We start from the raw sequence: 21,470 nt of genomic DNA on the forward strand, positions 1-21,470 counted from the left end.
ACAGGCGTGATGAGGGTGGTGCAGGCGGGCGCACGCAGCGGCGGCTGCGGCATGCCCGGCGGGGGGCTTCGAGGGTGACCCGGGCGGTGCCGCGGCTAGTGGGCGTCGACGCCGAGAGTCTCCAGGAGCGAGGCCCGCAGCCGGGCGAGTTCCACCGAACCGCGGTTCCGGGGGCGCTCGCCGGGGACAGTCACTGTGCGGACGATCGTCGCGCCAGGCGCCGCGGAAGTTTCAGCGGGGTCGGTTTCCCTGCCCAGCACGATGATGCGGTCGGCAAGCTGGAGGGCTTCGTCGACGTCGTGGGTCACCAGCAGCACCGTGGTGGGCTCGGCACGGTGGATGTCCAGCAGCAGGTCCTGCATCTTGATCCGGGTGAGCGCGTCGAGCGCGCCGAACGGTTCATCGAGGAGCAGGACGCCGGGGTTGCGGGCGAGGGCACGGGCCAGTGAGGCGCGCTGGGCCATGCCGCCGGAAATTTCCCGGGGGCGGTGCTTGGCGAAGTCCGTGAGGCCCACGAGTTCGAGCAGCCGTGCCACCTTCGCCTTGCCGTCCCGGGCGCTGATGCCGGTGGGCAGGCCGATCGCGATATTGGCCTGCAGGGTGTGCCACGGCAGAAGGCGCGGTTCCTGGAAGGCGAAGGCGCAGCGGGAGTCGATGCCCTGGACGGGTGTGCCGTCGATGTCGACGCTGCCGGCGGTGGGGGAGTCGAGTCCGGCGGTGGCGCGGAGCAGCGTGGACTTGCCGCAGCCGGAGGTGCCGAGGATGGCCAGGACCTCCCCGGCGCGGATCTCGAAATCAACGTCGCGCAGGACGGTGTGGGCCTCGTGGCCGGTGCCGAAGGTCCGCCGCAGCGAACGGAAGGCAACCGGCAGGGCCGGGGTGCGGGTGGCGGCTCCGGCGGGGGCGTCCAGGGACGTCTCAAGCGCGGGGGAGGACAGGACAGCAGTCATAGGGATACTCCATCGGTCCTGGCAGTAGCACCCTACGGAATGAGCCTTCGTACCGGGTGGTTAGTCCGGTGGTTCCCTTGGCTCCATACCTTGCTATCGCCGGCATCCAGGGAAGGATAACGGCGACCAGGGTTGCTGCGGCTTCATCGATCCAGGTCTCTCGGCCGCTCGGGATGGTCGTTTCTAACTAAAACGGAATCGGCGCTTTTTCCCAAATGGGGCTGGTTTTCCTGCGTAATATTCGGTGCGGCCCTGCCCGCGGCCGGTGCGCCGGTCGATTGTTCGCAACGGTCAACGGCCGGCCCCGTGCCCTGTACGTGCCGGCGGTTGCCCGCCAGGACGTGCGGGGTCCTTGCCGCCCCGCCGGCACTGTGGCGGTTAGGCTGTGCTCATGGCCCACGTCAACGATCCGGCAGTCCTCGAAACGCTCATGCGCACCAAGGGGCGGTGGGCCATTGTCGGGTTGTCCAAGAATCAGTGGCGTGCCGCCTATGACACGTCCCTGTTCATCCGGGACCGGCTCGGGATGGAGATCATCCCGGTGAACCTGCCCGCCGATCCCGTGCACGGGGAAACCGGCTACGCCGCCCTCGCCGACATCCCCGCCGAGAAGCAGCCGATCGACGTCGTCGACTGCTTTGTGAATTCCCACAAGGTGGGGGCCGTGGTGGATCAGGCGATCGCCGTCGGCGCCAGGGCCGTCTGGATGCAGCTGGGTGTCATTGACGAAGCAGCCGCGGCGCGGGCGAAAGCCGCCGGGCTCGACGTCATCATGAACGCCTGCCCGGCGCAGGACGCCAGGCGCTTCGGCCTCTGACCGGTCGCCTGCCGGAGCAGGAGGGTCCCTGTGCCGGGTCGCTTCAGCAGTCCGTGCACAATGTCCGGGCCGGCCAGTAGGCTCAGGGCATGGATGCTGCTGCACTCCGGGGAATCTGCCTGGGCTTTCCCGGCGCCTTCGAGGACTTCCCGTTTGGCCCGGAGACGTCGGTCTTCAAGGTCCGGGCCGCGGTGTCAGGCGGTGCCCGCGACGGCGCCAAGATGTTCGCCCTCTCCGCCCTGGCGGCGGCGGATTTCTCCGTCAGCCTGAAGTGCGAGCCCGCCCTGGCCGAACAGCTGCGCGCCGCGCACCCGGAAATCACCGGGGCGTGGCACATGAACAAGAGGCACTGGAACGGTGTGCGCCTGGACGGGTCCCTGCCCGATGCGATGGTGCGGGACATGGTGGAGGATTCCTACGACCTCGTGGTGGCCTCACTGAGCCGCCGCCAGCAGGAGCAGCTGGGCTGGGCCCGGCTGGCCGGCGGCGGCCGGGCATGAACGCCCGGATCGCCCGGGGCGAACTGAACTATCCCGGCATCGGCCTTACCAGCGAGGGCCGGTCGCCGGAGGGCTTCGAGCGGTCCCAGGCCCGCGTCCACCTGGGCGAGGGGTACGACACCTACCGCCGTGTTGCTGACGGGATCCTCGACTGGCAGATCCAGCGCCTGTCCCGGCTGCGGGTCCGGACCGAAACCGGGTCGGTGGAGTCAGGCTCCCGGATTGTCAGCGGATTCGGCATCGGACCCTTCAGGATCAAGGCGCCGTGCGAGGTCGTGTGGGTCCGCCGACCAGCCCCCGGAAATACGGCGCAGTCGGCAGGGTTCGGCTACGGCACACTCCCTGGTCATCCGGAACGCGGCGAGGAGGCGTTTGAAGTCGCCATCGACGCCGCCGGCGCCGTGACCTTCACCATCACCGCCTTCAGCAGGCACTCCAACTGGTTCTACGCTGCCGGCGGGTTCGCGGCCAGCGCCGCCCAAAGACTCATCACTTCCCGATACATTGACAGTGCACGTCAACTGGCCGCAGGTGAGAGCTGATCAGGAGCAGGCAATGCTGAACCAAACCACCCTTGATGAACTATGGAATTTTGAGGATCCGCAGGCCTCCGAAGCCCGCTTCCGGGCAGCGGCGGCCGACCCGTCCTTTGACGCCGACGAGCGCGCGGAGCTGACCACCCAGCTGGGCCGCGCCATCGGTCTGCAGGGCCGGTTCGAGGAAGCCGACGCGCTGCTGGACGCGGTCGACGGCGACGAGCCCACCGTGGCCGTCCGCGTGCTCCTGGAACGCGGCCGGGTGCTGAGCTCCAGCGGCCACGCGGAGATGGCCGTGCCGCTCTTGGAACAAGCCGCGGAACTCGCGGACCATCTGGGCGAGGAATTCCTGGCTGTGGACGCGCTGCACATGCTCGCCATCGCGGATTCAGCCCACGCCGAAACCTGGACCCGCAGCGCCCTGGAATACGCGTCCACCGTGCACGACGAGCGGACCAAGCAGTGGCTCGTGGCCCTGCACAACAACCTGGGCTGGACGCTGCACTACGCCGGGCGTTGCACCGAGGCGATGGCGGAGTTCCAGCTCGCCGGGCAGTGGGCGCAACGCGTCGGCACCCCGCGGCAGCAGGAACTGGCCCGCGAGGCGATCCAGGCCTGCTGAGCCGCACTCTGTCACCTGCTGCGCGGGCTCAACTCCTGCCCCTTAAAGCCCCCGGAAGGGGCCGGATGTGACCCCGCGGTGTCCTGTTGCAAGAATGGAACACCGTCCCGCCCCACGAAAGGAAGTTCCCGTGATTTTCATCGTCGTTAAATTCAAGGTCGAGCCTGACTGGTCCGACCGCTGGCTCGGCCTCGTTAAGGATTTCACCCAGGCCACCCGCCGGGAACCGGGCAATCTCTGGTTCGACTGGTCCCGCAGCGTGGAGGACCCCAACGAATTCGTCCTGGTCGAGGCCTTCAAGGACGACGCCGCCGGGGACCACGTCAACAGCGCACACTTCAAGCAGGCCATGGCGGACATGCCCCAGGCCCTGCGGGAAACGCCGCAGATCATCAGCCGCCAGTTCGACGGCGAGGGCTGGGACCGGATGGGCGAACTCACCATCTGACCCGCGTCGGTTGCTCCGTAACCGCCCTTTTGGCGTCCCAAACGGCAGTTACGGAGCACTCGCTACGATTAGTCCATGTGGATTGGCTGGATTGAATTCGATGTCCTCCTCGGCGACGTCCACAGCCTGAAGGAGAAGCGCTCTGTCGTGCGCCCGGTGCTCGCCGAGCTCAAGCGCCGCTTCGACGTCTCCGTGACCGAGGCCGGGCTGCACGAGCAGTACCGCCGCACCGTGATCGGCGTCGGACTGGTCGCGGCGGACCGGGCGCACCTCGTAGAGGTGCTGGCCGCCGTCGAACGCTTCGTAGCGGCCCGCCCGGAACTGGAACTACTCAGCGCCCGCCAGCGCGAACTCCGCAGCGACGACTGAGCCCGCGCAGCGACCCACCCTGCGCCTCCAGAACCCATCGATTGCTCCGTAGGCGCCCTTATGAGGCTTCATAACGGCACTTATGGAGCAGCGGATTGGGTGGTGTGGATAACTTCTGCGGCGTCCCCGCGGTTCTGGTCTCATGAAGCCATGAAAACCGCACGCCCGCTGCCGGACGATTTCCAGGGGCGCCCCTTCACCGTTGTGGAAGCCGCAGAGGCCGGAGTGTCACCCAAGCGGCTCCGCCACCGCTCCCTCGCAGCGCTGGGGAGGGGAATTCGTGCCCAGAACCCGACGCCGGGGCTTCCGTTGAGCGTGAAAGTGCGGCCTTTCATTGAGGTCAATGAGCGATGCGCCGCGTCGCACCTCACCGCGGCGGAGCTTGGTTCGCTTCCGGCGCGGCGTCAAAAGGAGGGACCGCCGATGTACCACGTGATCAGGCCCGAGGGTGCTGCCCATCTCAACCGGCCGCATGTCATTGTTCACCGGATGAAGCTTTACGACGACGAGATCATGCTGCTGGACGGGATTCCCCTCACCACACCGGAACGAACCTGGCTGGATCTCGCCGAAATGCTGACCGTGGACGAACTTGTGGTGGCCGGAGACAGCTGCGTCCGCGTCCCCCGGCTTGAGTTCGAGGGCAGGGACATGCCGCTATGCAGCATCGGGGATCTGCAGCGGATGATCGACCGCCACAAAGGAAAGCGTGGAATTCGCAAGGCACGGGAGGCCATCAAACTCATACGGATGGGCTCGGATTCGCCGCAGGAGTCCCTGCTGAGGCTTGCCATTGTCCGGGGCGGTCTTCCGGAACCAGAAGTGAACGTCCCGATCATCGACGAGGGAGGGACGCGGCACCACGAACCCGATTTGTCCTATCGGAAATACAGGATCGGCATCGAATACGAGGGCGAGCAACACGGTGAAGAGCGACAGATTGTCCGGGACATCGCCCGATCCGAGCGGTACACGGCCCTGGGCTGGACCGAGGTCAGGATCTCCAACCGGCATATGCCCAATGACGCCAAAGCAGCCGTAGCCAAGGTCCGGGCCGCGCTGGTCCAGGCCGGCTGGCGTCCGGCCCGTTAAACCCCATCGACTGCTCCGTAACTGCCGTTCTGAGGGTTCAAAAGGGCAGGTGCGGAGCAGTCGATGGAGGTGGCGACCGCGGGCGCGTGGGTGGGGTTTAGCCGAAGTACTTCGGCAGGGTCGCCTCGTGGGCTTCGCGGAGCGACTCGAGGTTCATGGTCTCGACGCCGGTGATCTCCAGCGTGCCACCCTCAGCGTCCACGACGCCGATCCGGAGGTGCGGGAAGCTCCGGGCGGTGCACATGTCCTTGAACCGGATCTCCTCGGAGCGGGGCACGGACACGATCGCGCGGCCCTGCGTCTCGGAGAACAGCGCCGTGAACAGGTCCACGCCGTCGCGGTCCAGGACGTCCTGGAGCGCGATCCGGGCACCCACGCCGTAGCGCAGCGAGGACTCCACCAGGGCCGCAGCGAGGCCGCCCTCGGAGAGGTCGTGCGCCGAGTCCACCATGCCGTCGCGGGAGGCGTTGATCAGGATTTCGCCCAGGGCGCGTTCGGCGGCTAGGTCAACCTTGGGCGGAAGTCCGCCGAGGTGTCCGCGCATGTTGGACCATTCCGAGCCGTCCAGTTCCGCTGCCGTCGTGCCGAGCAGGTAGATGGCCTGGCCGTCTTCCTTCCAGCCCGACGGTGTGCGGCGGGCGACGTCGTCGAACTTGCCGAGCACCGCCACCACGGGAGAGGGGTGGATCGGGACAGAGCCGGTCTGGTTGTACAGCGAGACGTTGCCGCCCGTGACCGGGATGCCCAGCACCATGCAGGCGTCCGACAGGCCGCGGATGGCTTCGGCCAGCTGCCACATCACATCGGGGTCTTCGGGGGAGCCGAAGTTCAGGCAGTCGCTGACCGCCATCGGCACGGCACCGGAGGTGGCCACGTTGCGGTACGCCTCGGCCAGCGCCAGCTGCGCGCCGTGGTACGGATCGAGGTAGGTGTAGCGGCCGTTGGCGTCGGTGGCCAGGGCCACGCCCAGGCCGGTTTCCTCGTCCACCCGGACCACACCGGCGTCGTCCGGGAACGCCATGGCGGTGTTGCCGCCGACGTAGCGGTCGTACTGGTTGGTGATCCAGGACTTGTCGCACATGTTCGGTGAGGCGACGAGTTCGGTGATGGCGGCGGCCAGTCCCGCGGGGGCGGCTGGCCGGCCGGCATCCTGCACCGACCCGGTGAAGGCATCGGCCTGCACGGCGTCCTGCCACTCGGGGCGGGCGTAGGGGCGGTCGTAGACTGGACCGTCGTGGGCCACGGTGCGCGGGTCGACGTCGACGATGACCACGCCTTCCCACGTGATGATCAGGCGGCCGGTATCCGTCACCTCGCCCAGCCAGGAGTACTCCACGGCCCACTTGTCCATGACCGCTTCGAACGCGGCAACGTTCTCCGGGGTGACCACGGCCATCATGCGTTCCTGCGACTCGGACATCAGGATTTCGCCCGGGGTCAGGGTCGGGTCGCGGAGCAGGACCGAGGTCAGCTCCACTTCCATGCCGCCGTCGCCGTTGGAGGCGAGCTCGGACGTCGCGCAGGAAATGCCGGCGGCGCCGAGGTCCTGGATGCCCTCAACCAGGGAACCCTTGAACAGCTCGAGGCAACATTCGATCAGAACCTTCTCGGCGAAGGGGTCGCCGACCTGGACCGCGGGGCGCTTGGACGGCTTGGTGTCGTCGAAGGACTCCGAGGCCAGCACGGAGGCGCCGCCGATGCCGTCGCCGCCGGTGCGGGCGCCGAAGAGCACCACCTTGTTGCCCTTGCCGGACGCGTTGGCGAGCCGGATGTCCTCGTGCCGCATGACGCCGACGGCGAGGGCGTTGACCAGCGGGTTGCCCTGGTACACCGAGTCGAAGACCATTTCGCCGCCGATGTTCGGCAGGCCCAGGGAGTTCCCGTAGCCGCCGATGCCGGCCACGGCACCGTGCATCACGCGGGCCGTGTCCGGGTGGTCAATGGCGCCAAAACGCAGCGGATCCATCACAGCCACCGGGCGGGCGCCCATGGAAATGATGTCGCGGACAATGCCGCCGATGCCGGTCGCGGCACCCTGGTACGGCTCCACGAACGACGGCGAGTTGTGGGACTCGATCTTGAACGTCACGGCCCAGCCGTCGCCCAGGTTCGTGACACCGGCGTTTTCGCCGATGCCCACCAGCATGTCCTTCTTCATCTCGTCGGTGACCTTGTCGCCGAACTGGCGCAGGTGGTTCTTCGAGGATTTGTAGGAGCAGTGCTCGCTCCACATCACGGAGTACATGGCCAGTTCGGCGCCGGTCGGGCGGCGGCCCAGGACCTTGACGACCTCGTCGAACTCGTTCTGCTTCAGGCCCAGCTCGGCCCAGGGGAGTTCGACGTCCGGGGTCTTGGCCGCGTTCTCGACGGTGTCGATGTTGAACTTCTTGGTCTCGGTGGCGGTGCCCGCCGTCCGGCCAGTCGACGTCTCCGTCATTTGTTGTCTCCCACGATCTTGTTCAGTACAGAGGTGAAGAAGCCGAGGCCCTCGGTGCCGGAGCCGTTTTCGGGGCCGAAACCGGCCTCCACAGCGTGCTCCGGGTGCGGCATGAGGCCCACCACGTTGCCTGCGGCGTTGGAGATGCCGGCGATGTCGCGGCGGGAGCCGTTCGGGTTGAAGCCGACATAGCGGAACACGACCCGGCCCTCAGCCTCCAGGGCATCCAGGGTCTTCTCGTCCGCGATGTACTGGCCGTCCTGGTTCTTCAGCGGCACCGTGATTTCCTGGCCGGCGGCGTAGTCCCGGGTCCAGGCGGTGGTGTTGTTCTCCACACGCAGGATCTGGTCGCGGCACATGAACAGCAGGCCATCGTTCTTGATCATCGAGCCGGGCAAAAGGTGCGATTCGGTGAGGATCTGGAAGCCGTTGCAGATGCCCAGAACGGGCAGCCGGGCGTCCGAGTTGGCGGCGTCGATGATCTTGGCCATCAGCGGCGCGAACCGTGAGATGGCGCCGGCCCGCAGGTAATCGCCGTAGGAGAACCCGCCGGGAATCACGACGGCGTCAACGTCACCGAGGGTGGTGTCTGCGTGCCAGAGGGGCACCGCGGTGGCGCCGGCCAGGCGGACCGCGCGGACGGCGTCGCGGTCGTCCAGGGTGCCGGGGAAGGTGACGACGCCGATTTTTGCACCGGCGAGCCTGCTAGCACCAGGAGCGTCAGCAGCGACGGCGACGGCCTCGCCGATCAGGGGAAGTTCAGTCATCTCAGGCCTCGACGACCTCGACGTTGACGACGTCCTCGATGACCGGGTTGGACAGCAGGGTCTCGGCGGCGTTCCTGGCCTGGGCCAGGATCTCCTCCGTCACCTCGCCATCGACCGTGAGTTCAAAGCGCTTGCCCTGACGGACAGAGCTAAACGCGGTGAAGCCCAGGCGGGGGAGTGCACCCACGATGGCCTTCCCCTGCGGGTCGAGAATCTCGGGCTTGGGCATGACGTCGACAACGATCCGGGGCATCCGGCAACTCCTGTGCGTGAGCATTGGGTAAGGGCGCAGCGGAGTGGTGCCGTCTCACGCCGATCCGCTGTGTGGTGAGGACAACGTGAAAGGGCGCTCCGCGAGCTTGCATCCCCATTCTACCGGCCGCGACGCGTGCGGCCGCATTCGGGGCGGGGAGTGTGAACGAGGCCCGCCCGGCGGCCGGGAAAGCCGGCCGAGGACCCGCCTGGCGAGGGGCCCGGTGGCCCGGCGTGGCCTGCACCGATCTATGGTCACCCCGGTGAGGCGTCAGTAGGATGTGCGCATGTCTGAGAAATCGAAGTCCCTGGTCCTACCCGTCGTTGCTGCCGCTGTTTTCGCCGGCCTGGGCCGGATGGTCCTGCAGAAGATCAAGGCGGACCGCAAAGCCCGGGAAAGCAATGTGGCCGGGCCCCTGGATGAAAAAACCCGCGCTTGGATCAGTGAAGTGGTGAGAACTCCCCGCCAGTAGCAGGCGGGGGCGCCCTGATTCGCGCCAGATCGGCCCACCCGAGCGGGCCGTCCGCGCCTTTCCGGCGCCGCCGTCCGCTGGGTATTGTCGATTTGGTTGACAAATTTTGTTTTTCCTCTTTGTGGCCTATGTCATATCTGGCTCTCAGTCTGTACTGTATGAATCGGCTGGTATCCGTCGGGGCCGTGAGAGTCTCAGCTCTTTCTGTCCCGCCAGTCCTTTGACCCGGCAGCAACGTCGGGACCGTTCCTTATGAAAGGTTCAACCACACGTGAAATCACCAGGAAAGAGCTTCCTTCGAAGCGGGGGACTCCGGAGGGCCGTGGCACTGACCCTGGGCCTGCCGGTGCTCTTGTCAACAGTCGCGATCGCGCCCGCCACCGCGGCGCCGGCGCAGGGATCCACCGTTGCGGGAGTCGCACAGAAGAATCTGGATCCCAGCAGCTACCCGGACGGCCGCTACATCGTCCTGCTCGCTGAAAAGCCGGCAGCGAGCTACGAAGGCAGCACCGCAGGTTTTCCGGCCACCAAGCCGGCCACAGGCAAGAAACTCGACGCCGGGAAAGCTGAGGTCAAGAAGTACCGGGCCCACCTGGAGAAGAAGCAGGCCGAGGTCGCCGGGCAGCAGGGCGTCCAGATCCAGCGTCAGTTCTCCGCCGCGGTCAACGGCTTCAGCGCCAGCCTCACCACAGACCAGGCCGTCAAGCTCGCCAAGGATCCCAGCGTCCTGGTGGTTTCCCCTGACACGGAAAACGCCCCGGATTACTCCAGCACCGATTTCCTGAAGCTCAGCGGCGAAAACGGCACGTGGAACACCAAATTCGGCGGCCAGGACGGCGCCGGCAAGGGCGTCGTCGTCGGTGTCATCGACACCGGCTACACCCCGGACAGCGCCTTCTTCAAGGGCGAAGAGGTCAAGCCCCTCGTCGGCGATCCCGTCGTCGGCGTGCCGTACAGGACGGCGGACGGCAAGATTGCGATGCTCAAGTCCGACGGCGACACCTTCATCGGCGAATGCCAGACGGGCGAGGACTTCGACGGTTCGGCCTGCAACTCCAAGGTCCTGAGCGCGCACTACTTCGCCGAGGATTTCCTCAAGTACGTTTCCCCGGACGACCGTGCTCCGCAGGAGCTGCTGTCCCCGGTTGACGTCGACAGCCACGGCACCCACACCGGCAGCACCGCGGTGGGCAACGCCAACGTCGAGACGTTCGTCGACGGACGCAGCTTCGGCCTGACCAGCGGCATCGCGCCGGCTGCCAAGCTCTCCGTGTACAAGGTCTGCTGGGAAGACAAGGACCCGAACACCGGCGGCTGCTACAGCTCCTCGTCCGTTGCCGCCGTCGAGCAGGCCATGGAGGACGGGGTGGATGTGCTGAACTACTCCATCTCCGGCTCCGCGACCTCCGTGATCGACCCCGTTTCGGTGGCCTTCCTGAACGCTTCCACCGCAGGAATCTTCGTGGCCGCGTCGGCCGGAAACTCCGGTCCGACGGCCAGCACCGTCAACCACGGCGGCCCCTGGGTCACCACGGTTGCGGCCAGCAGCTTCTCCCAGGAGCTCCAGGGCACGATTGAATTCGCCGACGGCACCAAGTTCCGCGGCGCCAGCATCATGAACAAGGAAGTCAAGGACGCCGGCGTCGTGCTGGCGGCCAACGCGGCCATCACAGCCGGCACCCCGAACGCGGCACTCTGTGGCCCGGACACGCTGGAGCCCGCCAAGGTGGCCGGCAAGGTCGTCGTTTGTGACCGCGGCGTCTTCGACCGCGTCGCCAAGAGCGCTGAAGTCGCCCGCGGCGGCGGCGTCGGCATGATCCTCGTGAACCTCAGCAGTTCCTCGCTGGACACGGACAAGCATGCCGTCCCGACCGTCCACGTGAACCCGCCGGCCACCGAGGCCATCAAGGCCAAGGTAACCGCCGACCCGACCAGTACCGTTTCGCTGGTCAGCAAGGACACCACCGGGCTGCCGCTGGAAGCGCAGCCGCAGATTGCCGGATTCTCCTCCCGCGGGCCGCTGCTGGCCACCGACTCCGACCTGCTGAAGCCTGACGTCGCCGCTCCCGGCGTCGCAGTCCTGGCCGGCGTCTCACCCATCGGCACGGGTGGCGACGAATTCGGATTCATGTCCGGCACCTCCATGGCCGCACCGCACGTTGCCGGTTTCGGCGCCCTGCTCCTGGGCAAGAACCCGAACTGGTCCCCGGCCACGGTCAAGTCCGCCATGATGACCACGGCGGGCGATGTAGTCAAGGCCGACGGCTCCAAGAACACCGATGTCCACGCCACCGGCGCAGGCCAGGTGGATCCGGCACGCATGGTCGATCCGGGTCTGGTCTACGACGCGAACCTCGAGGACTACCTGAAGTTCATCCAGGGCACGGGCGTGAACCTGGGCCTGCCGTCCAGCACGCTGCCGCGGGACATGAATGTGCCGTCCTTCTCTCTGGGCAACCTGACCGGGAAAATCACCGTGACCCGCACGCTGACCGCCCTGACCCCGGGCGTCTACAAGGTCAAAGCCAATGTGCCCGGAATCAAGGTCAGCGTGGCTCCGGCTTCCCTGAACTTCAAGGCCGCCGGCGAAAAGAAGACCTTCAAGGTGAGCTTCGAGAACAAGGGCGCCGCCCTGGGCCAGTTCGCCATGGGCTCCCTGAGCTGGGAGGGTGCAGGCAAGTCCGTCACCTCGCCGATCTCGGTCCGTCCGCAGTCCGTCGTGGCTGCCAAGGAAGTCTCCTTCACCTCGGAGTCCGGCACCGGATCCGGTGACATCAACGTTGTCTCCGGAACGGACAAGCCGACCTCCATGACGCTGGACGGGCTGTCCAAGGCGGATTCCTCCGCAGTGGAGTTGATCCCGGGGCCGTTCGCCGGCCGCGCCGATGCCTCGACCTTCGTCAAGACCGTGAAGGTCCCTGCCGGTGTCCCGCTGGCCAAGTTCTCGGTCATCTCCTCCGACCCGGCCTCGGACTTTGACATGTGGGTCGTCACCCCCAGGGGTGTCGAACAGGTTGCCACGGCGTCGGCCAGTGAGACGCTGTCGATCCCTAACCCGGCTGCCGGCACGTACACGATCTACGCGAACCTGTACTCCAGCCCGGATGGCCTGGCCCGCAAGGCATCGGTGGACGCGGCTGTCCTCGGCGCCAATGAGAACAATGCAACGCTGGCGCCCAACCCGCTGGTGCTGCCCAACGGCGAGGCCGGCAAGGTCACTCTGAACTGGACCGGCCTTGAACCCGGTTCCTACATCGGGCGGGTCACCTTTGCCGGAACCAGCGAGCCGACGTTTGTCAGCGTCATAGTGAACGGTGCCGGCGAGACTGCGGTGGCGCCGACGTCGGAAGGCTCTGCCGAGCAGTCCAAGTTCCTGAACCAGGAACTGGACCGCCCGGATAACGCCATCTAGGCGGCGTCCCACCCCGACAGCAAAGGCCAATGGCCGGCGGTTTCCACCGCCGGCCATTGGCCTTTAAGCTGCCGTTGCCGTTCAGGCCGCCCGTGAGGTTGCCGCCGGACCGACGGTCAGCGGCGGCAAACTCAGATCGCGCCGGTCGAGCCCGCAACCCCGCCCAGCAGCGGCGCCATCGCGCGCCAGCGGGCGATCTCGCAGCCGTCGGTGCGGCTGAATTCGCTGGTGACCTCGTGGCCCAGGAACCAGCCCGTCACCACGGCAATCTGGGGTCCGCCGTACTGCTGGGTGCACATCTTCGGCGGGCCGGGCTTGGGGAAGAAAATGTCCTCCCCGTGCTGCGTGACCGCCGCGAGGGCCGCGGCGGAATCCGGCAGTGTGCACCCCTCCGCGAGGGTGCCGCCGCTTGCCTCGAGCCGGAACACGTGTTCGGGTGCGCCGGGTGCCTCGGTCAGGCGGATGGTGAGATCGATCTCGTGGCGGGTGGCGGTCATTGCTGTCCTTCCAAGCTTTCGGGGGCGGGGCCGGCCGCCGACTGGAGCAGGGGCGTGAGCTCCTGCAGCAGCCGGTGCCGCAGTTCCTGCGATTCGGCGGAAAAGGCCCGCTGGTATTCGACGTACTCAGCTTTGCCTTCGGCGGTTTCGATCAGGATGGCTGGATAGCCCCACTCCAACAAGTCATAGGGTGACGCCTGCATGTCCATGGCCCGGATCCGCCAGGAGAGTTCGAAGCAGTCCATCACCAGTTCGCTGGGCAGCAGCGGGGCGAGTTTGTAGGCCCACTTGTACAGGTCCATGTTGGCGTGCAGGCACCCGGGCTGTTCCATGATCCGCTGGTTCTCCCGGCTCGGCGCGAGGCTGTTCAGCGGCACGGCGTCCGGAGTATAGAAGCGGAAGGCATCGAAGTGCGAGCAGCGGATCCGGTTCTCCTCCACCACCTCGTCGGTCCGTTCGGAGCCGAGCCGCAGCTGGAGGTACTCGTGCCGGAGCTCGAATTTGTCCTGCCGGTAGACCATGGCCCATTCGTGCAGCCCGAAGCAGCCGAACTGCGCCGACCGGGCCGCGGTCCCGGCCAGGATGATCCCGGCGAAGTGCAGCGCGTCCCGCCGCTCCCGGACAAACGCCTCGACGTCGACCGTGATGGCTGTGCTGCCCGCCGGCAGGCCGGCGGCGGCGAGTTCGCCGTCGTCGGGCGTGCGGTAGTACTTCCAGCCGGCGCGCTCTGCCGCGGCCGGACCGGAGAGCACGACGCCGGCGCCCGGGTGCCACCGCAGCAGCTGGCCCGGCTTCTGGGTGTAGTAGGTGAAGAGGAAGTCCTCAACCGGGTGCTTCCTGCCGGCGGACCGGCGGGCGAGGTAGGGATCCGCGTAGCGCCGCACGCGCGCCTGGTACGCGGCCTGGCGCGGCAGCCAGCTTTCCTGGGGTAGAGCGTGCAGCTTAGACAGCCCCGCCGGTGGAGCCAAGGACGTCCTCGGCGGCGTTCCAGGCGGCGATCTCGCAGCCGTCGCGCAGGGTGAAAGTCGATTCGACCGGCTGCCCGTCCACGACCCCGGTGACCGTGGCCTCCTGCGGGCCGCCGTACTGCATGGTGCAGGCCTGGTCCGTTGGCCGGGGCGCGGGGTTGAGCAGCGCGGCATTGTTCTTCACGGCGAGGCACGCCGCGGCAGCATCGGGATGCTGGCTCTCGGCGGCGGGGACCCCGTCCAAGCAGACGAGGGTGAAGTTCGCGGGTGTGCCGGTCTCGGATGGCTTGACCATGATCGCGAGTTCGGCGTTGCCCTGCCCGGGACCAGAGGTCACGGGCGCGGCTGACGGCGAGGGGGCAGGGGTCTTTGTTTCGGCGTCCGGCGAGGGGGTGACCGTCGCGGAGGGGCTGGTCCCGTCCGTCGTCCCGGGGGCCGTGGTCGACGGTGAGGGGGTTCCGCCGCCCGGCGTGCAGGCGGCCAATCCGGCCACCGCCATCAGAACGAGCGCCGCGTGGCTCAGTTGCTTGCGCATCAGCAGACCTCCTGTGTTTTGCCCAGTCTACCGCCGGGGCGGGCCGAAGGAGTCGGTCTTTGTGGCCGCAATCAGGTCCATCATTGTGCTGTGCAGTTGGCTGACCTGCTCACGGGTCAGGCCCAGCCGGTCCATCATGGTGCCGGGCACGGCGGTGGCCTGCTGCCGCAGTGCGGCGCCTTGCGGGGTCAGGCCCACGGCAAGGGTGCGTTCGTCGCCTGGCACACGCTGGCGCGTGATGAACCCGGCCGCTTCCAGGCGGCGCAGCAGCGGAGAAATCGTTGCCGGTTCCTGGGCGAGGGCCTCGCTGATGTCGCGAACGGAGCGGGGACTGGATTCCCAAAGGCACAGCATCACAAGGTACTGGGGGTGGGTGAGGCCGAGCTTGTCCAGCACCGGCTTGTACGCGCCGACGACACTGCGGGAGGCCACCGTGAGTGCGAAGCAGAGCTGGTGCTCCAGCAGAAGGTCGTCCTGGGGTCCTTCGGTCACATCTGTCAAGGGTGCCCTCCGTAGATAGTTAGTGCGTTAATCATTAGCGTACACTGGTGGAACGTCTCGTTCTTAGGAGTGGATAGTGATGGCAAAGGAAAACGCCGAAAACGCCTCGCAGAGGTTCATGCGCGCAACGGGCAAGCTCCGGATGATCTTCGGTCCGGCCAACCGCAGCGACATTGGACACGAGATGACGGAGCGGAGCCGGGAGCTGCTGGCTCAGCGCGAAGCCGAAACCCAGCAGTGGGAGACCCTCCACCGCCCCGACGGCAGCACCTATGTTGTGCCCCGCAACCCCGATGACAAGTCGCTGCGGTAAAAGCCGCCGCCTGGCCCCGCTTCCGGCCGTCGCCTCGGGCCGCATTTCTCCGAGGATTTTCCGGGCGCCGGAACGCATGCCCTTTCCCCGGCGTCGGGCGTAAAATGAGGTCACTGGGACCAGCACCTAGCCACGGCCGTTCCCCGCGGCCCCGACGCTGGAGAGGGGGTGGGAATTGTGGCACTTCCACTGAAGAAGGTTGCCCTCAGGCAGCACCTGCACCCGTCGTCATGGGCACGCTTCCTTTTCGGCCCTGCCTCGCGGGGGGATACTTCCGCGCCGGTCATTCACAGGCATGACGACTACGAGTCAGCCTCTGAGATGGAGCTCGCCGGTTTCGAAGTGGAGACGGACGCGCAGGGACATCACTACGCTGTCCGAAAGGAAGACCTCCCGAAAGAGCAAGTCTGAGCGGCGCCCTGCGAGGGCGTAACGAAGGGAGCGGCGGATGCCGCTCCCTTCGTCAGTTTATGCCCGGGGGCCAAAGCCCGGCGGCGTGCCTCAGCGGCCGGTCCCGCCGTACACCGTGGCCTCATCATCGCTGTCCAGGTCGAAGGCCTTGTGGATGGCGCGCACGGCATCGTCGAGCAGGTCCGCGTGCGTGACGACCGAAATCCGGATTTCTGAGGTGGAGATCATGTTGATGTTGATCCCGGCTTCGGACAGCGCGGCGAAGAACCGTGCCGAGACGCCCGGGTGGGAACGCATGCCGGCACCGATCAGTGACAGCTTGCCGATCTTTTCGTTGTACTCGATGGTTTCGAAGCCGATCCGGTCCTGCGCGGCGTGCAGGGCGGCCAGGGCGTCGGCGCCCTCGACGATCGGCAGCGTGAAGGAGATGTCGGTCCGGCCTGTGCCGTGGGTGGAAACGTTCTGGACGATCATGTCGATGTTCGAGTGCGAATCGGCGATGACCTGGAAGATCGCCGCAGCTTTGCCGGGGATATCGGGAACCCCGACAACCGTGACCTTGGCCTCGGAACGGTCGTGTGCAACACCGGAGATGATTGGCTGCTCCAAGGCAACTCCCTCTTGGGTTGTGATTTTGTCGTCGGCCCCGGGCATGACCCAGGTGCCTTCGTTCTGGCTGAATGAAGAACGGACATGCAGCGGCACGCCGAAACGGCGGGCGTACTCGACGCAGCGCAGGTGCAGGATCTTGGCGCCGGACGCCGCCAGTTCAAGCATTTCCTCGCTGGAGATTCGGTCGATCTTGCGGGCGGACGGTACGACGCGCGGATCGGCGGTGTAGATCCCGTCGACGTCCGTGAAGATCTCGCACACGTCCGCGTCGAGGGCGGCGGCCAGCGCCACTGCCGTCGTGTCGGAGCCGCCGCGGCCGAGCGTGGTGATTTCGTTGGTGGTGCGGCTCATGCCCTGGAAGCCCGCAACGATCGCGATGTGGCCCTTGTCCAGGGCGGTCCGGATGCGGTGCGGGTCGACGTCGATGATCCGGGCCTTGCCGTGAATCCCGTCGGTGATCATGCCGGCCTGGGAGCCGGTAAAGGACTGGGCCGAGGCGCCGAACTTGTTGATGGCCATGGCCAGCAGGGCCATCGAGATGCGTTCGCCGGCGGAGAGGAGCATGTCCATTTCCCGGGCCGGCGCGGAATCGGTAACCTGCGCGGCGAGGTCGAGGAGCTCATCGGTCGTGTCGCCCATGGCGGAGACAACCACGACCACTTCGTCGCCGGCGTTCTGGGCATCCACGATCCGCCGGGCCACGCGCTTAATGCCCTCGGCATCCGCCACGGAGGAACCGCCGAACTTCTTCACCACAAGGTGCTTCGTCGTGGCGGCAGAGGCGGGCAGCTCCTGTGGCTGCGGTCCGGGGTGGACTTCGGTAGTGGGCAAACTCATGCGCGCACCCTCACTGGATTATCGGGGTCTGGGCCAAGCAACCAAACGGCGCGACGGCGTAACTTCTTTACCCAGTTTATCGCCGGGACGCCTTGGTTGCTGAATTGTGACCGGATGCCAGGCAGCCCGGCTCCCGTTCCGCTGGACATGCCCCCCGCTGCGGGCCAGGAGTGGGCATGTGCCCCGCCCTCTTGGGGACATGCCCGCCGGCGGGGCCGGGGGATGGGCATATTGGCCATATGTCCATCCGTGGGCGCGGAAGCTGGGCATGTCCACGTGGGAATGAAGCGCGACGGCGGCAGTCCCCGGAGGCGCTCCGGCACAGCTGTTAGCTCAGGGCGTTGCGCCGGCCTTCGAAGGCCCGGCCGAGCGTGACTTCGTCGGCGTATTCGAGGTCGCCGCCGACGGGCAGGCCTGATGCCAGCCGGGTGACGGCGATGCCAATCGACTTGAGCATGCGGGCCAGGTAGGTGGCCGTGGCCTCGCCTTCCAGATTGGGGTCGGTGGCGATGATGATTTCCTGGATGGCGCCGTCGTTGAGCCGGGTGAGGAGTTCCCGGATCCTGAGCTGCTCGGGTCCGATGCCCGCAATGGGATTAATTGCCCCGCCCAGCACGTGATAGCGGCCCCGGAAGGAGCGGGTGCGCTCCACCGCGAGCACGTCTTTGGATTCCTCGACGACGCAGATGATCGAAGGGTCCCGTCGCGGGTCGCGGCAGATGTTGCACAGCTCCTGCTCCGTGACGTTGCCGCAGACCGTGCAGAATTTCACCCGTTCCTTGACGGTGGTGATGGCATCCGCGAGCCGTTTCATGTCCTGCGGGTCGGCTTCGAGGATGTGGAAGGCCAGCCGCTGGGCGGACTTGGGCCCGACGCCGGGAAGGCGTCCGAGCTCGTCGATCAGCTCTTGAACTGCACCTTCGTACACAATGTCCTCGTTCGTTTGGGGTGGCGCCGGGCCCAGGGCCCGGCGGAGCGGCTAGAAGCGCGGCGGCAGCGGGCTTCCGTCCAGAGACCGCTCTTCCACAAGTTTGCCGCCCAGGATGCGTTCGACGGCGGCCCGTCCGAAGACGCCCGATTCCTCAATCGTTTCATCATCCGCGCTGGGGATGTCCTGGACATAGGTGGTCGTGGCGGCCGCGGCCCGGGCAGGGGCTTTAGCGCGTCCGGCTTCGGCTTCCGGGCTGTTGGACAGCCGCTGATAGAGGCTTTGCCGGCCTGTTGAGGGCGGCGCGTCCGGGGAGGCGGGGGCCGCGGCCGGGACGGCTGCGGGTGCTGCGGGCGGGGCCATTGTCATGGTGCTTGCCGTGGCTGGGGCAGATGCGGCGCCGGCCGGCACCAACTCCGCGGAGTCTCCCCACCCGTTCGACGAGGAGGCGACAGGCTCATACGCCGCGGAGGCCGACACGGCTGCGGCGTAGTGCGGGACCTGGGCCGCCGCTGGTTCGTAGTGCGGCGGCGCAGGCTCCGGCGCGGGCTCGGCGGCCACGGACTTCTCCGGTGCGTAACTTCCGACGTTGGAGTCCGTGCCGATTGTCCAGATGCCGGGGGTCCGCTCGACGGCGCGGGCCCACGGGTCGTCGGCGGTGTCCGGCGCCTGAGGGGCCGGGGCACCGGCTTGGGGCGTTGTGCCGGCAGCGCCGGTACGTGCCGGCGGGGCGGTCCTCTTGCGCGCGGCCGGGGCGGACGGCTGGGCCTCCCGCCTCACCGGTGGGGCCGCAACCGGGGCCGAGGGGTCCCAGTCAATGGGCGGTTCCTCGTCCAGCGGCGGAGCGTCCTCGTCGCGCGGTGGGCCCCAGTCATCGTCGGGGTAGGCGTAGGATCCGGCGGCCTCCGGGGCGGCGCTCGTCGGTTCGTCAGGGGCCGGGCCGGCCGGCACAGCGGCCGGCGGAACCTCGGGAGCAACACTTGTCGGAACGTGCGCTGGCGCCGGGGAAGGGACGCCGGAGGCGGGTGACGGTACCGGAGCGGCCGGGGCGACGGCTGTCGGGACCGGGGCGTCCGCAGCAACGGGGTCAGGTGCAGGGGCCTCTGCGGGACGCACAGGGTCTGTCACAGCCGGGGCTGCCTGGGCGGACCCCGCGGGAGCCGTGGGCGCGACCGGCGGCAGGCCCCAGTCCGCGTCGGTGGACGAGGCCGGGACGTCCCGGCTAACGGGTGCTTTTGGGTTTGGCTCAGAGCTCGCTGCGCTGTTGCTTCCGCTGGCCACTGCGTTGATCTGGCATTCGATGCCGATGGTCTTGTGGATCGCCTGCCGCAGGTTCTCGGAGTGATCCGCCCGGCCGAACGCGCCGGCCAGCCCGGAGGTGGTGAATGCGAGCGTCAGGACATGATCTTCGAAGTGGCCCACCTGTGCATTCGGCTCGACGAGGGCCCAGGTGCTCCGCTTGATTTTGGTCAGTGTCTGCAGGATCTCCGGCCAGGCGCGGCGGAGGACTTCGACGTCGGGTCCGGACCCGGTGGCCGGGCCCGCAGCGCGCACGGCCGGAGGACCCGCAGGGGCCGGCTGGTTCTGGGCCGGTGCGGAAACAGCTGTCGATGGGGCAGGCGCAGCAGGGGCAGGTGCAGAGGGGGCCGGGCTGGACGGGATTGGGGCGGGGGGTGCCGCGGCCGCTGGCTGCGTCGGCGCGGACGTCTGGGGTGCCGGGGCCTTTCCGGCAGAAGCACGACTAACGGCGGCGGGCTCGTCGACAGGCCAGTCACCGGTGCTGACTCGCGGCGGGGTGAGTGCTTCTTTGGCCGGTCCGGCATCGCGCCCAGGGGCCACGGCAGCCGCGGAGGCCGCGGCGACAGGCGGTGCAGCTGCGGCTGCGGCTGCGGGAACAGGGGACAGCGGTGCCGCGGACGCGGGAGCCGGAGTGGCTGCTGCCGGGACAGCGGGTGCAGGAACGGAGGCCGTGGCGGCGGGAGCCCCGACGTCGTTCCCGGCGTAGTTCAGGCGGCGTTCCACCCTGTCGATCCGGGCGGCAATGCCGCGCTCGGTCTGCTCGGAGGAAGGCAGCAGGATGCGGGCGCACAGCAGCTCCAGGTGGAGCCGCGGCGACGTCGCGCCGGTCATTTCGGTGAGGGCCGTGTTGGTGACGTCCGCAGCGCGGGACAGCTCGGCCGCGCCCAGATTGTGGGCCTGGTTCTGCAAACGCGCGATCTGGTCCGCGGGCATGCCACGCAGGATCGACTGGGCGCTCTCCGGCATGGCCTGGACGATGATGAGGTCGCGGAAGCGCTCGAGCAGGTCCTCCACAAATCGGCGGGGGTCATGTCCGGTCTGGATGACACGGTCCACCGCCCGGAACACCGTGGCGGCGTCGGATGCCGCGACGGCCTCGACGACGTCGTCGAGCAGGGACGCGTGGGTGTAGCCCAGCAGTGCGACGGCGAGTTCGTAGTCCAGACCGTTTGGTCCGGCGCCCGCCATGAGCTGGTCCAGGACGGAGAGCGAGTCACGCACCGAACCGCCGCCGGCGCGGATCACGAGGGAGAGAACTCCGGGCGCCACGGGGACGTTTTCCTGCGTGCAGAGCAGCTCGAGGTAGGCCATGAGCGGCTCGGGCGGCACGAGCCGGAACGGGTAATGGTGCGTGCGGGAGCGGATGGTGCCGATGACCTTGTCCGGCTCCGTGGTGGCGAAGATGAACTTGATGTGTTCCGGCGGCTCTTCGACGATCTTGAGCAGGGCGTTGAAGCCGGCGGACGTGACCATGTGGGCTTCGTCGATGATGAAGATTTTGTAGCGGTCGCGGACGGGGGCGTAGGTGGCCCGTTCGCGCAGGTCACGGGCGTCGTCGACGCCGCCGTGGCTGGCCGCGTCGATTTCGATGACGTCGAGGGAGCCGGAGCCGCCGCGGGCGAGTTCAACGCAGCTGGGGCACTTGCCGCAGGGGGTGTCCGTGGGGCCCTCGGCGCAGTTCAGGCAGCGGGCCAGGATGCGCGCAGAGGTAGTTTTTCCGCAACCGCGAGGGCCCGAGAAGAGGTAGGCGTGGTTGACGCGGTTCTTGCGCAGGGCCGTCATCAGCGGCTCGGTGACATGTTCCTGCCCGATAACGTCCGCGAACGAATCTGGGCGGTATCTACGGTAAAGAGCGGTTGTAACAGTCACAGCTAAACCCTACCAATCGGCACAG

At 67.5% G+C, this 21,470-nt stretch carries 22 protein-coding genes; 11 read left to right on the forward strand and 11 right to left on the reverse strand.

Annotated features, from left to right (window positions below; translation table 11 throughout):
* Positions 1-95: 95 nt before the first annotated feature.
* On the reverse strand, positions 96-950 hold the full coding sequence (locus AC50YC_RS10230) for an ABC transporter ATP-binding protein (RefSeq protein ID WP_494953429.1): 855 nt from the start codon (positions 948-950) through the stop codon (positions 96-98).
* A 391-nt stretch (positions 951-1,341) separates the two neighbouring features.
* Here AC50YC_RS10230 and AC50YC_RS10235 point away from each other — a divergent pair, with 391 nt between their 5' ends.
* From AC50YC_RS10235 to AC50YC_RS10265, 7 genes are all read left to right on the forward strand, one after another.
* On the forward strand, positions 1,342-1,767 hold the full coding sequence (locus tag AC50YC_RS10235) for a CoA-binding protein (RefSeq protein WP_494953430.1): 426 nt from the start codon (positions 1,342-1,344) through the stop codon (positions 1,765-1,767).
* A gap of 89 nt (positions 1,768-1,856) precedes the next feature.
* Positions 1,857-2,267, forward strand: a complete 411-nt coding sequence (locus AC50YC_RS10240; RefSeq protein ID WP_494953431.1) for an MmcQ/YjbR family DNA-binding protein — start codon at positions 1,857-1,859, stop codon at positions 2,265-2,267.
* Complete coding sequence (locus AC50YC_RS10245) at positions 2,264-2,809, forward strand: DUF1990 domain-containing protein (RefSeq protein WP_494953432.1); 546 nt, start codon at positions 2,264-2,266, stop codon at positions 2,807-2,809. The genes AC50YC_RS10240 and AC50YC_RS10245 overlap by 4 nt, the downstream gene beginning before the upstream one ends.
* A gap of 13 nt (positions 2,810-2,822) precedes the next feature.
* Positions 2,823-3,425: a hypothetical protein gene (locus tag AC50YC_RS10250; protein WP_494953433.1), complete on the forward strand. Its 603-nt coding sequence runs from the start codon at positions 2,823-2,825 to the stop codon at positions 3,423-3,425.
* A gap of 130 nt (positions 3,426-3,555) precedes the next feature.
* Positions 3,556-3,873, forward strand: a complete 318-nt coding sequence (locus tag AC50YC_RS10255; RefSeq protein WP_494953434.1) for a putative quinol monooxygenase — start codon at positions 3,556-3,558, stop codon at positions 3,871-3,873.
* Positions 3,874-3,948: 75 nt separating this feature from the next.
* Positions 3,949-4,242 (forward strand): DUF503 domain-containing protein, encoded by a 294-nt coding sequence (locus tag AC50YC_RS10260; RefSeq protein WP_494953435.1) that lies wholly within the window; start codon positions 3,949-3,951, stop codon positions 4,240-4,242.
* 150 nt (positions 4,243-4,392) lie between these two features.
* A complete protein-coding gene (locus AC50YC_RS10265; protein ID WP_494953436.1) occupies positions 4,393-5,334 on the forward strand; it encodes a hypothetical protein in 942 nt (313 codons plus the stop codon).
* A 97-nt stretch (positions 5,335-5,431) separates the two neighbouring features.
* On the opposite strand, the gene purL is transcribed toward AC50YC_RS10265, so the two are convergent.
* From purL to purS, 3 genes are read right to left on the reverse strand one after another with little or no spacing between them, the layout of a single operon-like run.
* Positions 5,432-7,771, reverse strand: a complete 2,340-nt coding sequence (gene purL / locus AC50YC_RS10270) for a phosphoribosylformylglycinamidine synthase subunit PurL (protein WP_494953437.1) — start codon at positions 7,769-7,771, stop codon at positions 5,432-5,434.
* Complete coding sequence (gene purQ, locus AC50YC_RS10275) at positions 7,768-8,538, reverse strand: phosphoribosylformylglycinamidine synthase subunit PurQ (RefSeq protein ID WP_494953438.1); 771 nt, start codon at positions 8,536-8,538, stop codon at positions 7,768-7,770. Before purQ ends, purL begins: the two co-directional genes overlap by 4 nt.
* A gap of 1 nt (position 8,539) precedes the next feature.
* Positions 8,540-8,791, reverse strand: coding sequence for a phosphoribosylformylglycinamidine synthase subunit PurS (gene purS, locus AC50YC_RS10280; RefSeq protein ID WP_011690410.1), 252 nt, complete (start codon positions 8,789-8,791; stop codon positions 8,540-8,542).
* Between the two features lie 286 nt (positions 8,792-9,077).
* Between purS and AC50YC_RS10285 the strand changes: the two genes are divergently transcribed.
* The gene (locus tag AC50YC_RS10285) at positions 9,078-9,263 is read left to right on the forward strand and encodes a hypothetical protein (protein ID WP_494953439.1); all 186 of its coding nucleotides are present in this window, start codon (positions 9,078-9,080) and stop codon (positions 9,261-9,263) included.
* 322 nt (positions 9,264-9,585) lie between these two features.
* The gene (locus tag AC50YC_RS10290) at positions 9,586-12,675 is read left to right on the forward strand and encodes a S8 family serine peptidase (protein ID WP_494953440.1); all 3,090 of its coding nucleotides are present in this window, start codon (positions 9,586-9,588) and stop codon (positions 12,673-12,675) included.
* A 131-nt stretch (positions 12,676-12,806) separates the two neighbouring features.
* On the opposite strand, the gene AC50YC_RS10295 is transcribed toward AC50YC_RS10290, so the two are convergent.
* The 4 genes from AC50YC_RS10295 to AC50YC_RS10310 are packed head-to-tail and all read right to left on the reverse strand — an operon-like array spanning position 12,807 to position 15,176.
* Positions 12,807-13,172, reverse strand: coding sequence for a serine protease inhibitor (locus tag AC50YC_RS10295; RefSeq protein WP_494953441.1), 366 nt, complete (start codon positions 13,170-13,172; stop codon positions 12,807-12,809).
* On the reverse strand, positions 13,169-14,122 hold the full coding sequence (locus AC50YC_RS10300; RefSeq protein ID WP_494953567.1) for a 3-methyladenine DNA glycosylase: 954 nt from the start codon (positions 14,120-14,122) through the stop codon (positions 13,169-13,171). Before AC50YC_RS10300 ends, AC50YC_RS10295 begins: the two co-directional genes overlap by 4 nt.
* Entirely contained in the window at positions 14,115-14,675 is a 561-nt protein-coding gene (locus tag AC50YC_RS10305; protein ID WP_494953442.1) for an SSI family serine proteinase inhibitor, read from the reverse strand. The genes AC50YC_RS10300 and AC50YC_RS10305 overlap by 8 nt, the downstream gene beginning before the upstream one ends.
* A 27-nt stretch (positions 14,676-14,702) precedes the next feature.
* Complete coding sequence (locus AC50YC_RS10310) at positions 14,703-15,176, reverse strand: MarR family winged helix-turn-helix transcriptional regulator (RefSeq protein WP_494953443.1); 474 nt, start codon at positions 15,174-15,176, stop codon at positions 14,703-14,705.
* A gap of 79 nt (positions 15,177-15,255) precedes the next feature.
* Between AC50YC_RS10310 and AC50YC_RS10315 the strand changes: the two genes are divergently transcribed.
* Entirely contained in the window at positions 15,256-15,489 is a 234-nt protein-coding gene (locus AC50YC_RS10315) for a hypothetical protein (RefSeq protein WP_494953444.1), read from the forward strand.
* A 216-nt stretch (positions 15,490-15,705) separates the two neighbouring features.
* Entirely contained in the window at positions 15,706-15,900 is a 195-nt protein-coding gene (locus tag AC50YC_RS10320; RefSeq protein ID WP_494953568.1) for a hypothetical protein, read from the forward strand.
* A 90-nt stretch (positions 15,901-15,990) separates the two neighbouring features.
* Here the strand turns inward: AC50YC_RS10320 and AC50YC_RS10325 are convergent, their stop codons facing one another.
* The 3 genes from AC50YC_RS10325 to AC50YC_RS10335 form a co-directional block, all read right to left on the reverse strand.
* On the reverse strand, positions 15,991-17,349 hold the full coding sequence (locus AC50YC_RS10325; RefSeq protein ID WP_494953445.1) for an aspartate kinase: 1,359 nt from the start codon (positions 17,347-17,349) through the stop codon (positions 15,991-15,993).
* Between the two features lie 328 nt (positions 17,350-17,677).
* Entirely contained in the window at positions 17,678-18,277 is a 600-nt protein-coding gene (recR, locus tag AC50YC_RS10330; RefSeq protein ID WP_354350727.1) for a recombination mediator RecR, read from the reverse strand.
* Positions 18,278-18,328: 51 nt separating this feature from the next.
* On the reverse strand, positions 18,329-21,445 hold the full coding sequence (locus AC50YC_RS10335) for a DNA polymerase III subunit gamma and tau (RefSeq protein ID WP_494953446.1): 3,117 nt from the start codon (positions 21,443-21,445) through the stop codon (positions 18,329-18,331).
* Positions 21,446-21,470: the final 25 nt, after the last annotated feature.

It is taken from the genome of Pseudarthrobacter sp. MDT1-56 (assembly GCF_059383555.1).